Origin of the sequence: Acidovorax sp. 107 (genome assembly GCF_003058055.1) — a bacterium.
Classification (GTDB): domain Bacteria; phylum Pseudomonadota; class Gammaproteobacteria; order Burkholderiales; family Burkholderiaceae_C; genus Acidovorax.
Map to the genome: position 1 here is coordinate 4547657 of NZ_QBTZ01000001.1, position 11863 is coordinate 4559519.

Below are 11863 nucleotides of genomic sequence, written 5' to 3' on the forward strand. Positions count from 1 at the left end.
AAACCGGGCGTCAAGAAACTTGGGCCCGGTGATTGATTCTACCCGCCTGACCAATGGCCGTCATAACGGGCCCGGTATTACCTGCATATGGATTGGGCGGCCGCCACGATGCGGCCCGAGGCGTCCTGTACCCAGCCAACCAAGTGCAGCCGCTCGGCCTGCGCGCCATCAGGGATGCGCATGGGACGGGTCTCCATCCACACCCGCGGCCGGTCTTTGTTGCGTTCAGACCGTTGGGCCTGGGGCCAGGAGCCCTCGAACTGACTGCGCACGATGTGGCGGGGCACGACCGTGTCGTCGGTGCCTGCGGGGATGGTTTCCACCAGCAGCAGGTGAAACGCAAGGGGCGCTGCTGCCGCCTGGCGCTGCATTGGCGCGGGAGAGGGCGTGAAGCTGATGCCTGTGCCCACATAGTCATTGAACGCAACCCCGTGGGCCACACGCAATCGCCCACTCGCCGCCCCATCGACCGAGGTGATGTGCACATCGGTGGAGGTGGGGGGCTTGCGCCCCAGGGCCTGGAGGCGGGGCAGGGCGTCGGTGGAGGCCGCCGCCGACAAAGGGGCGTCATCACCCGCCGTGCCGGGCACGATCCAGTCCAGCACCACGGCGCTCGAATTGGTCGACGGTGCCGGGGTGGCCGCATCGCCCCAGCAGGCTGCGCAGTCCGCGCTGATGAAGCGCTCGAACAGCGCGACGGGCTTTGGTGTGCCGTCGCTGCTGCAACTGGCCTGGGCCAGCGCCTGCGGGGCATGCACCAGTGTCAGTAGCAGGCTGGCCAGGGTGGGGGCAATGTTTTTCATGGTGCGTGGCGGCATGGGACAGGGCGCTTTCTACAATGGCTGCATGTTCCCACAAGACCCGTTTTCGGGTGTGCCAGATGCCCTGGTGCCCCCACACTCCGGTGCGCCCTCGGCCGCATCCCCCCTTCTGGCCAATCTGAACGACGAGCAGCTGGCTGCGGTGACGCTGCCCGCAGGCCATGCGCTCATCCTGGCGGGGGCCGGCTCGGGCAAGACCCGGGTGCTCACCACCCGCATTGCCTGGCTGCTGCAAAACGGCTATGCCACGCCCGGCGGTATTCTGGCTGTCACCTTTACCAACAAGGCCGCCAAGGAGATGGTGGCCCGCCTGTCGGCCATGCTGCCGGTCAACGTGCGCGGCATGTGGATTGGCACCTTCCACGGCCTGTGCAACCGGCTGCTGCGGGCCCACCACAAGGCTGCGGGGTTGGCCCAGTCGTTCCAGATTCTCGACACGCAAGACCAGCTCTCGGCCATCAAGCGTCTGTGCAAGCAGCACAACGTGGACGATGAGCGCTTTCCGCCGAAGCAGCTCGCGTACTTCATCGCCAACTGCAAAGAAGAAGGCCTGCGCCCCGCCAACGTGGAAGCCCACGACAGCGATGCGCGCAAGAAGGTCGAGATTTACCAACTGTACGAAGAGCAATGCCAGCGCGAAGGCGTGGTGGACTTTGGCGAGCTGATGCTGCGGTCTTACGAGCTGCTGCGCGACAACGACCCGATCCGCGAGCACTACCAGCGCCGGTTCCAGCACATCCTGGTCGATGAGTTCCAGGACACCAACAAGCTGCAGTACGCCTGGCTCAAGCAACTGGCGGGCAACGACGTGGGTGGGCGTTTTGAAGCGCGCGGCAGCGTGATCGCCGTGGGCGACGACGACCAGAGCATCTACGCCTTCCGTGGCGCGCGCGTGGGCAACATGACCGACTTTGTGCGCGAGTTTGATGTGCAGCGCCAGATCAAGCTGGAGCAGAACTACCGCAGCTACAGCAACATCCTCGACTCGGCCAACCACCTCATCAGCCATAACAGCCGCCGCCTGGGCAAGAACCTGCGCACCACCCAAGGTGCGGGCGAGCCGGTGCGTGTGTATGAGGCCAGCTCCGACCTGGCCGAGGCGCAGTGGATGGTGGACGAGATCAAGCAGCTGGTGCGCAACGACGGCTTTGAGCGCAAAGAGATTGCCGTGCTCTACCGCAGCAATGCACAAAGCCGGGTGATCGAATCGGCGCTGTTCAATGCCAGCGTGCCCTACCGCGTGTACGGCGGCCTGCGGTTTTTTGAGCGTGCCGAAATCAAGCACGCGCTGGCGTATTTACGCCTCTTGGAGAACCCACATGACGACACCAGCTTCACGCGCGTCGTCAACTTCCCGCCGCGTGGCATTGGCGCGCGCAGCATCGAGGTGCTGCAGGACGCTGCCCGCGCCGCCGGCTGCTCGCTGCACGACGCGGTGAGCGCCGTGCCCGGCAAGGCGGGTGCCAACCTGGGCGCGTTTGTGGCCATGGTGGATGTGCTGCGCGAGCAGACCCAGGGCCTGAACCTGCGCGGCATCATCGAGCAGATGCTCGAATCCACGGGGCTGGTGGAGCACTTCCGCACCGAGAAGGAAGGCGCCGATCGCATCGAGAACCTGGAAGAACTGGTCAACGCTGCCGAGAGCTTCGTCACGCAAGAGGGCTTTGGCCGTGATGCGGTGGCGCTGCCGCTGGACGAGCACGGCACGCCGCTGACCCAAAGCACGGTCAGCCAAGGGCTGGACCCCAACGCGCCGGTGCTCGACGAGCCTCTCAAACCCGCTTTGCCCGGCATCGTGGACGCCGACACTGGCGAAACCCTCTCGCCCCTGGCGGCCTTCCTGACCCACGCCGCGCTGGAGGCGGGCGACAACCAGGCCCAGGCTGGGCAGGACGCAGTGCAGCTCATGACCGTGCACGCCAGCAAGGGGCTGGAGTTTGACTGCGTGTTCATCGGCGGCATGGAAGAGGGCCTGTTCCCCCACGAGAACTCCGCCAGCGACCGCGACGGCCTGGAGGAGGAGCGCCGCCTGATGTACGTGGCCATCACCCGCGCGCGCAAGCGCCTGTATTTGAGCCATTCGCAGACGCGCATGCTGCACGGCCAGACGCGCTACAACATCAAGAGCCGGTTCTTCGACGAGCTGCCCGAAGCGGCCCTCAAGTGGATCACGCCCAAGCAGCAGGGCTTTGGCTCGTATGCGCCCAGTTTTGCTACTAATACAGGAGCTGGTGGCGCATATGGATCTAGCGCTAGGGGCCAATTTGGCTTCAAATCTGAGACATTTGCCAGCCCCCCTGTGCCTGTGCAGAAGGCCGCGCCATCGCACGGCCTGCGCGCGGGGATTGCCGTGTTTCACACCAAGTTTGGCGAGGGCAAGGTGCTGGCCATTGAAGGCACCGGCGACGACGCGCGTGCGCAGGTCAACTTTCCGCGCCACGGCACCAAGTGGCTGGCGCTGTCGGTGGCCAAGCTGACGGTGGTCGAGTAGCAGGTTTTGAGCAAAATCGCCTGGTAGCGCTAGTACTTTATGCCTGGATAGCTATCGTATATATAGCAATCCAGAGCCGCCAATGACAACGGGGCCCTCGGGCCCCGTTGGTTTTGGAAGCGGGCCGCACCGGGTGCAGCCCTGTTGGCCTCTAGCTCAGGCGGGTTTCAGGCTGAGTTCAGGCCTGGTTCAGGCTGGGCTGCTTGGCAGCAGCCGTCAGGTAGCCCACGGCCGCGCCGTTCTTGTTTTTGTAGTTGGCCTTGATCATCGGGTCCAGCGTTTCCTTGACCACGCTGTGGATGCTGCCCCAGTCACCGGGGTGCTGGAAGTTGCTCATGATGTATGTCCAGCCGTTGATCTCGTCCACGGCGTGCAGGCCGGTGGACTCGCCGCCCGCGGGGATCGACATCACGCGCGACAGCTGCTTGGTGTCCACGTTGTAGGCCCACAGGAAGTTGTTGACGTGCTGGCTGCTGTCCTCGCCGATGAACAGCGTGCGCATCTTTTCGGAGAACTTGAGGTTGTCCGGGTTGGCGATGTTGTTGGGGTTGGCCGTGTTGCCCAGGGCGTCGGCGGTGATGTCTTCACCGGCCAGCAGCACCTTGGTGTCCACGGGCATCCATTCGCTGTTGATGGAGCCGCCGGCGGTGTCCTTCTGGCCACCCTTGAGGTTCAGCGCCATCACGGCGCCGGCCACCAGTTGCTTGGGCACCGAGATGCCGTTGCCCGGCACGTTGGCTGCGTTGCCTGCCACCATGGACGACTGGATGTTCTGCAGCGCAGAGTAGGCAATCTTGTCCCTGGCGTTGACGGTGGTGCCTTCCATCTTGGTGAAGCCCAGGCTGGCGCCCAGGTAGGCGGCGTAGCGGTGGGTTTCCAGGAAGGCGGCGGCCTTTTCCATGCCGGCGTTCAGCTTGATCCACTCGGTCTTGCCGTTGGCCACGATCTTGGTGTAGCTGGCGTCGGCTGGGTCGGTGGTCTTCACGGTCATGATGTCCGTGGGCTTGAGCGTGTTGGCCAGGTTCTCGATCTCGGCGCTGGTGGCCGAGCCCATCTTGATCCAGGTGAGGGGCGCCGCCGTGCCGACCTTGGGGTCGATAGAGAAGCCGCTGCCCACCTTGGCGACGTACAGCGTGCCGGACGACAGGTCCTTTTCCTTGTCGGCCACGAACACGAAGTAGCCGCTGTTGGTGGCGTCATCGCCCATCAGCGTCGTGCGGTTGTCAGGCATCACTTGCACCAGCTCGTGCGAGATGCGGCCCATGCAGAAGTGCTTCTTGATGCTGGCGGTGCCGTCAGGGTTCACCGTCACCTCGGGCATGTGGCCGTAGTGGTAAGGGTTGGCCTTGGTTTCGTCGCCAAGCAGGTTCTTGCTGTAGGCCTTGAACATGGCGTTGCTGGCGATGCTGAACGCATCGGGCTCGTACTCTTCGCTCGACAGGTGGGTGCCCCAGGGCGACAGGCTGGCGCCGCAGGTGATCCACAGGCCGTGCACCTTGGAGGTGTCCACGTTGTGGTACTTCACCAGGCTCAACTTGCCGGTGGTCTGGTCCTGGTCCAGCGTCAGCACGGCGATGGGCGAGGGCAGCTTGCCGTACATGTCGGTCTTGCCGTCTTGCGCCCAGGTGGTGTATTCAAACTGCACCACGGCAAACACGGCCTTGCCCTTGAGGCCGGTCACGGTGGGGTTGGCCACGGTCAGCAGCGAGGTGCCGTCGGGCGAGTCCGAGAAATACTGGCGCTCCTTGCCAGCCACCGTGGCGTCGATGATGGGCTTGTTGTTGATGTCGTAGTAGCCGCCCGACAGGATGGTGCCGCCCTTGCCGTCGGACACCATGTCGCCCGTCACGAAGAACGGCTGGTAAGCCAGCTGGTACGAACGCACCGAGTCGTCGCTGAGCTTGAGGTTGAGCGTGGAGCCCACGGTGGTGGTGGCCATGGCAGCGGCGTTGGCCAGGGTGGGGGCTGCCATCGACGTGAAGCTGGCCGACACAAAGCTGGGCGCGGCGGAGTCGCTGCCACCGCAGGCGGTCAGCAGGGCGGCTGAGGCGCTGGCGCTGAGCGGCAGCATGGGAACGCCGGCCAGCAGTTGCAGGGCCTTGCGGCGGGTGGGCATCGTCGGTTGGGTCATTTTCGGGGTGTTTCCAAGTGGGTATGCGAACGGGCATGCCACGCCCTGATCCGACCGGGAGCCTTCTTGGAAAGGCGTGTGGGGCGGGTGGCATGGAGTCCAGCCCGCGATCCTAGGAACGCCCCGTGACAGTGGTTTGACGTTTGTGTGACGGTTTGACGCAGTGCCTGGCGCACTGCGTAAAGGCACCTCAAGGAGCGCCGCGCGGCCATTGCTGCGCGTGCGCTGCGGGGCAGTGCGGCTGAGTACTGCTGAGAGCCGCTCAGTCCCGGGAGCCGGGCGGGCCGTAGGAGTTGCCGGTTCCGTAACTGTTGGCCGGTGCGGCCGCGCCGCCGCTGCCGTCCTTGATGCCCTTGCGGCCCGACACCTGCCACGCGGTGCGCTGGTTGACCAGCCCCGCCAAAAACTCCATCTCTTCGTCCGTGTGGTTGATCGCCCCTGCCGGTGTCAGCAGCCTGCCATTGCGGGGTGCGGGCTCAGCCCAAAACGACTGGTGGTAGCTGGACTGGCTCACCAGACGCTCGCCCCCTGCCGTCAGCTCCACCGTGCCATAACAGTTGCAGAGGTAGCCGCGCTGGTCCTGGTCGGCAAACACCTCGGCGTACACGCCGGTGCCGCGGATGCCTGCGGTGGCCGTGGGCAGCGCAATCTGCCGGTCAGGGCCACGCCCCCACACTGTGGCCACCGCGCCGCTGAGCAGGCGCAACAGCTTGACGGCCGTGGGGGTGTCGCTCTCCATCGCCATGCGCGAGTTCTGCCGCACCATGAAGGCGCTGTCTCCCACCGAGAACACCAGGCTGGCGCCCGGCCCGGTCTCGATGCGGTCGTTGGCGGTGACGGTGTGCTGCGCCGTCAGGGGCTCGCCATTGCGCAGCACGTCGCCGCGCACCTCCACGATGTTGCTGCGCGCCTGCGCATGGGCGGCAGCCCAGCCACCGCTTGCCACCCACAGCGCGGCGGTTTGCACCACGCTGCGGCGCTGGAACCAGACCAGCTCGTCGTCAGAGCGGCCCTGCAGGTGGTGCGTCGGGGGGGCTGGGGGGCGGGGTGTCATGGGGCGCCTCTTCTTGCTGGGGGGTGTAGGGGGGCTCGAAGCAGTCGCGGAAGGTGAAGACCACCGAGGTGAAGAACATGGCCGCCATCATCATGGCAGTGCCCACCATGATGCCACCGGCCATCGAGCCCGCAAGCCCCGCCACAGCCAGCAGGGCCGACACGATGCTGACCACCAGCCCGCCCAGCAAAAACACCCCCAGCCAGCCCAGCCCATAGACGAGGAACGCTCCAAAGTTGCGCACGCAGGCCACGATACTGAAGAACAACGCCTTGACCGGTGGCACGCCATGCCAGTGCACGAGGCCCGGTGCATGCCAGAACAGCAGCGACAGCGGCAGGTACAGCAGCATCGACAGCCACATGGCACGCTGGAAGTCTGGGTTCTCGGCAATCTCCCGGGTCATCGGCGCGCCACCCAAGTACACCTGCGCAAACTGACCGCCGTCCAGCAGGGCCGACAGCCCCATGATGCCGAGGAAAGCCACCGCATACAGCACACCCAGCGTGAGCATGTCGCGCAGCCGCTCGCGCCCGGTGCGAAACGCCACCAACAGCACCGTGGGCATCGGAAACCGCCCTTGCGATGCCTGCGCCGCCGCCACCATCATGGCCAGCGTGGCCGAGGGCAGCAGTGCGAGGGCAATGGCCGGGCCCACCAGTGGAATCATGGTGGCCAGCGACATCGCCGCCATGGTCATGAAGAACAGCGCAGCCAGCGCCATGGGCTGCCGCCAGAACGCCCGAACGCCGAGCTTGACCCAGGCCATGCCGGTGCGTGCGGGAACGATGTGGAGTTTCATGAATACGTTGGAAAGGAGGAGAGGCCCGCACCGCCAGCTGTGCCCTGGCGCCCACAGGGGGCGCCGAGCGGCATCGGATGTCGGGTGGGCGAATAAGATCGAATTTACCCCACCGCCCCAAACCGGTGGTTGGGCCAGGGGTTAGAGGCTGCTCGCCTGTGGTGGGCTCAGCCCGCGTGTACGGGCAGAGCCAGGCGCCCGCGCAGCACGCGCTCGAAGTGCGTGGGGTCGTGGGGCTTGAGCATGGAGGCCTCGCGCGGCAGGTAGAAGTCCCACAGGCGCGAGATCCAGAACCGCAACGCCCCGGCGCGCAGCATGGCGGGCAGCAGCTCGCGTTCGGCGGCCGTCAGCGGGCGCACGGCCTGGTACGCGTCGAGCATGCGCGTGGCGCGCTCGGCGTCGTGGGTGCCGGTGGGCAGGTCGATGCACCAGTCATTCAGGCACACGGCCAGGTCAAACAGCCAGGTGTCCACCCCTGCAAAGTAGAAGTCGAAGAAGCCCGTCAGCTCTTCGCCCTCAAACATCGCGTTGTCGCGGAACAGGTCGGCATGCACGGGCCCGCGTGGCAGGGCGGCATAGGCAGAACTGGCGGCCACATGGTTCTGATAGGCCAGCTCTGACCGCAGCAGTGCGGCCTGTGCATCGTCAATGTGGGGCAGTACCACCGGTACCGTCTCATTCCACCAGGGCAGCCCGCGCAGGTTGGGCTGGTGGCGGTCAAAGTCGCGGCCCGCCAGGTGCATGCGGGCCAGCATGGTGCCCACGGCCGCGCAGTGCACGCCTTGCGGGGCCAGCTGGCTCTTGCCGCGCAGCTTGTTGACCACGGCGGCGGGCTTGCCGCACACGGTGTGCAGGATGTCGCCGTTCTTGTCGGCACGCGGGTCGGGTACAGGCACGCCGCCGTGCGCCAGGTGCTTCATCAGGTACAGGTAGAACGGCAACTGCTCGGCCGTGAGGCGCTCGAACAGCGTCAGCACGAACTCGCCTTGGTCGCTGGTCAGAAAGTAGTTGGTGTTCTCGATGCCGCCCTCAATGCCGCGCAGCTCCACCAGCTCGCCCAGTTGCAAACGGCGCAGCAATTCGCGCGCCTCGGGATTGGAGACTTCGGTAAAAACGGCCATCACTCAGGGGGTCGAAGAAATGAGAAAGGGAAGGGGCGGGACAACGAGTGGCAAGCGGAACTCAACCGGTGGCAGCGCAGTGTTTGCGCGCCACCCTGCAGTCCATCAGAACTTGAACACGTTCCAGACGCGGGGCGCTGTGGTGGTCTCGGCGCCATTGTTGCCGCCAGAGCGGCTGCGCGCGCCGTCAGGCGACTGCACTTCGTAGGCGGGTAGGTTGCCGGTTTTGGGCTGCACCGAGATGTTCTGGGTTTGCCCGCCCACCCGCAGCTCATCCACACGGCTGCCAGCGTCTTCGATCTGGATGCGCTCCGTGCGCTGGTTGCTGCGGCCGGACAGGGGCTCTGGATCGGGCAGAGCCTCGCGCTGGGCGCCCGCAGCGGTGGGTGCAGGGGATGAGGGCGAGGTTTGGGCCAGGGCATTGCCGCAGGCCATGCCCAGCAGCAGGAGAAGGTGAACAGCGCGCATCGGGCGATTGTAGAGCGCCGCCCGGCAGGCGCTGCGATAGGCCCTGCCCGTGCACAATTGCCGGATGAGCAACAAAAAGACCCTGGTGCTGGTGGACGGCTCCAGCTACCTCTACCGCGCCTTCCACGCCATGCCCGACCTGCGGGCCGTGCCGGGCGACATGAGCAGTGCCGCCACGGGCGCTATCCGCGGCATGATCAACATGATGCAGGCCCTGCGCAAAGAGGTGGCGGCCGACTACGCCGTGTGCGTGTTCGACGCCAGCGGCCCCACCTTCCGCGACGCCCTGTACACCGAATACAAGGCCACGCGCTCGCCCATGCCCGACGACCTGCGCAGCCAGATCGAGCCCATCCACCAGGTGGTGGACCTGCTGGGCTGGAAGGTGGTGGCCGTGCCCGGCGTAGAGGCCGACGACGTGATCGCCACCCTGGCCCACACGGCCGCCGCGCAGGGCATTGAAGTCATTGTGTCCAGCGGCGACAAAGACTTGAGCCAGCTGGTCAACGAGCACATCACCATCATCGACACCATGAGCGGCAAGCGCCGCGATGTGGCAGGCGTGACAGCAGAGTTTGGCGTGCCGCCTGCGCTGATGGTGGACTACCAGGCCCTGGTGGGCGACACCGTGGACAACGTGCCCGGCGTGACCAAGGTGGGCCCCAAGACCGCCGCCAAGTGGCTGGAAGAATATGGCTCGCTCGACAACCTGATTGCCAACGCCGACGCCATCAAGGGCGTGGCGGGCAACAACCTGCGCGAAGCCATTGCCAGCGGTCAGCTGGCCTTGAGCCGCCAGCTCGTCACCATGAAGACCGACTGCGCGCTGGCCGACTACATCCCCGGCCTGCCCGCGTTTGACGACATCACGCTGGACGCGCCCGACAACACGGGCCTGCTGCCGTTTTACGAAAAATACGGCTTCAAGGGCCTGGCCAGCGCCATCAAGGGCGCAGCGGCCCCCGCCGCCACAGCCCCCACCGTCGCCATGCCCGGCCAAAGTGGCGACCTGTTTGCCGACCATTCCGCCAGCACCGTGGCCGAAGAAGCCCAGCACCGCACGGTGGTGTACGACACCATCCTCAACTGGGCTGACTTTGACCAGTGGCTGGAGCGCCTGCACAAAGCCCCGCTCACGGCCATTGACACCGAAACCGATTCCCTCGATGAAATGCGCGCGCAAATCGTCGGCATCAGCTTCAGCGTGCAGCCCGGCGAAGCCGCCTACATCCCTCTGCGGCATGAAGGCCCCGATGCGCCCGCGCAGTTGCCGCTGGATGAAGTGCTCGCCCGCCTCAAGCCTTGGCTGGAAGATCCCAAGCACCCCAAGCTGGGCCAGCACATCAAATACGACCGCCATGTGTTCGCCAACCATGGCATCGAAGTGCAGGGCTACGCGCACGACACCATGCTGCAAAGCTACGTGCTTGAAGTGCACAAGCCCCACAACCTGACCAGCCTGGCCGAGCGCCACACCGGCCGCAAAGGCATTACCTACGAAGACCTGTGCGGCAAGGGCGCGCACCAGATCCCGTTTGCGCAAGTGCCGGTGGACAAAGCCGCCGCTTACTCGTGTGAAGACTCTGACCAGACCCTGGACGTGCACAACGCCCTGTGGCCCCTGCTGCAGGCCGACGACAAGCTGCGCTTCATCTACGAACTGGAGATGCAGAGCAGCGAAGCCCTGTACCGCATCGAACGCAACGGCGTGCTGATCGACGCGCCCACGCTGGCCGCGCAAAGCCACGAGCTGGGCCAGCGCATTCTGCAGCTCGAAACCGAGGCGTACGAGATTGCAGGCCAGCCCTTCAACCTGAGCAGCCCCAAGCAACTGGGTGAAATCTTCTTCGACAAGCTGGGCATGCCCGTGGTGAAGAAGACCGCTACCGGCGCCCGCAGCACCGACGAAGAAGTGCTCGAAAAACTGGCCGAGGACTACCCCCTGCCCGCCAAGCTGCTGGAGCACCGCAGCCTCGTCAAGCTCAAAGGCACCTACACCGACAAGCTCGCGCAATTGGCCCTGCCACGCACCGGCCGCGTGCACACGCACTACGCGCAGGCCGTGGCCGTCACCGGGCGCTTGTCCAGCAACGACCCCAACCTGCAGAACATCCCCATCCGCACCCCCGAAGGCCGCCGCGTGCGCGAAGCCTTTGTGGCCCCCGCAGGCCGCGTGATTGCGAGCGCCGACTACTCCCAAATCGAGCTGCGCATCATGGCCCACCTGAGCGGCGACCACTCGCTGCTGCACGCCTTCCACGCCGGCCTGGACGTGCACCGCGCCACCGCTGCCGAAGTGTTTGGGGTGGAGGTGGACCAGGTCACCAGCGAGCAACGCCGCTACGCCAAGGTCATCAACTTCGGCCTCATCTACGGCATGAGCAGCTTTGGCCTGGCCAAGAATCTGGGCATCGAAACCAAGGCCGCAGCCGCTTACATTGACAAATACTTCCAGCGCTACCCCGGCGTGAAGCAGTACATGGACGACACCAAGGCCGCCGCCAAGTCCATGGGCTACGTCGAAACCGTGTTTGGCCGCCGCCTGTATCTGCCCGAGATCAACTCCCCCAACGGCCCCCGCCGCGCCGGGGCCGAGCGTGCCGCCATCAACGCGCCCATGCAGGGCACAGCGGCAGACCTCATCAAGCTGGCCATGGTGGCGGTGCAGAAAGAGTTGGATGCCCACAAGCCGGACATCCAAATGATCATGCAGGTGCACGACGAACTGGTGTTCGAACTGCCCGAGAGCGAGATGGACTGGCTCAAGACTCACGTCCCGCGCCTGATGGCGGAGGTGGCGGCGCTGAAGGTGCCGTTGCTGGCAGAGGTGGGGGTGGGGGCGAACTGGGACAAGGCGCATTGAGGGGCGGAAAGCCTTCCTGAAGCTGCTTTCCAGCTTTCCCTGTCTGGTGCGGCCCCGTGCTTCGGGGCTGTCTTTGCACCGGGGGCGCTGGCATAGGCACGGCGTCACCCAC

The 11863-nt window shown here is 65.5% G+C and carries 8 protein-coding genes; 2 read left to right on the forward strand and 6 right to left on the reverse strand.

Annotated elements, in window-relative coordinates; translation table 11 throughout:
- Positions 1-77: 77 nt before the first annotated feature.
- Positions 78-803: a hypothetical protein gene (locus C8C99_RS21230; RefSeq protein ID WP_108626810.1), complete on the reverse strand. Its 726-nt coding sequence runs from the start codon at positions 801-803 to the stop codon at positions 78-80.
- A gap of 43 nt (positions 804-846) precedes the next feature.
- On the opposite strand from C8C99_RS21230, the gene C8C99_RS21235 reads away from it, so the two are divergent.
- On the forward strand, positions 847-3312 hold the full coding sequence (locus C8C99_RS21235; RefSeq protein ID WP_108627259.1) for a UvrD-helicase domain-containing protein: 2466 nt from the start codon (positions 847-849) through the stop codon (positions 3310-3312).
- 178 nt (positions 3313-3490) lie between these two features.
- Here C8C99_RS21235 and C8C99_RS21240 read toward each other — a convergent pair whose 3' ends face one another.
- The 5 genes from C8C99_RS21240 to C8C99_RS21260 all read right to left on the reverse strand — a co-directional run bounded on the left by C8C99_RS21240 (position 3491) and on the right by C8C99_RS21260 (position 8888).
- The gene (locus C8C99_RS21240) at positions 3491-5443 is read right to left on the reverse strand and encodes a PhoX family phosphatase (protein ID WP_108626811.1); all 1953 of its coding nucleotides are present in this window, start codon (positions 5441-5443) and stop codon (positions 3491-3493) included.
- A 262-nt stretch (positions 5444-5705) separates the two neighbouring features.
- Entirely contained in the window at positions 5706-6497 is a 792-nt protein-coding gene (locus C8C99_RS21245; protein ID WP_108626812.1) for a FecR domain-containing protein, read from the reverse strand.
- Entirely contained in the window at positions 6445-7299 is an 855-nt protein-coding gene (locus C8C99_RS21250; RefSeq protein ID WP_108626813.1) for a BPSS1780 family membrane protein, read from the reverse strand. Before C8C99_RS21250 ends, C8C99_RS21245 begins: the two co-directional genes overlap by 53 nt.
- Before the next feature lie 167 nt (positions 7300-7466).
- Positions 7467-8420 carry a homoserine kinase gene (locus C8C99_RS21255; protein WP_056646448.1) on the reverse strand — a complete coding sequence of 318 codons (954 nt, stop codon included), beginning with the start codon at positions 8418-8420 and terminating at the stop codon, positions 7467-7469.
- 105 nt (positions 8421-8525) lie between these two features.
- On the reverse strand, positions 8526-8888 hold the full coding sequence (locus C8C99_RS21260; protein WP_108626814.1) for a hypothetical protein: 363 nt from the start codon (positions 8886-8888) through the stop codon (positions 8526-8528).
- 64 nt (positions 8889-8952) lie between these two features.
- On the opposite strand from C8C99_RS21260, the gene polA reads away from it, so the two are divergent.
- The gene (gene polA, locus C8C99_RS21265; RefSeq protein ID WP_056646444.1) at positions 8953-11751 is read left to right on the forward strand and encodes a DNA polymerase I; all 2799 of its coding nucleotides are present in this window, start codon (positions 8953-8955) and stop codon (positions 11749-11751) included.
- The last annotated feature ends 112 nt before the right edge of the window (positions 11752-11863 follow it).

Excerpts from the sequence above, each read along its gene's own strand:
- C8C99_RS21230 (WP_108626810.1), bottom strand. The coding sequence starts at position 803 with ATGAAAAACATTGCCCCCACCCTGGCCAGCCTGCTACTGACACTGGTG.
- C8C99_RS21235 (WP_108627259.1), top strand. The coding sequence starts at position 847 with ATGTTCCCACAAGACCCGTTTTCGGGTGTGCCAGATGCCCTGGTGCCC.
- C8C99_RS21240 (WP_108626811.1), bottom strand. The coding sequence starts at position 5,443 with ATGACCCAACCGACGATGCCCACCCGCCGCAAGGCCCTGCAACTGCTG.
- C8C99_RS21245 (WP_108626812.1), bottom strand. The coding sequence starts at position 6,497 with ATGACACCCCGCCCCCCAGCCCCCCCGACGCACCACCTGCAGGGCCGC.
- C8C99_RS21250 (WP_108626813.1), bottom strand. The coding sequence starts at position 7,299 with ATGAAACTCCACATCGTTCCCGCACGCACCGGCATGGCCTGGGTCAAG.
- C8C99_RS21255 (WP_056646448.1), bottom strand. The coding sequence starts at position 8,420 with ATGGCCGTTTTTACCGAAGTCTCCAATCCCGAGGCGCGCGAATTGCTG.
- C8C99_RS21260 (WP_108626814.1), bottom strand. The coding sequence starts at position 8,888 with ATGCGCGCTGTTCACCTTCTCCTGCTGCTGGGCATGGCCTGCGGCAAT.
- polA (WP_056646444.1), top strand. The coding sequence starts at position 8,953 with ATGAGCAACAAAAAGACCCTGGTGCTGGTGGACGGCTCCAGCTACCTC.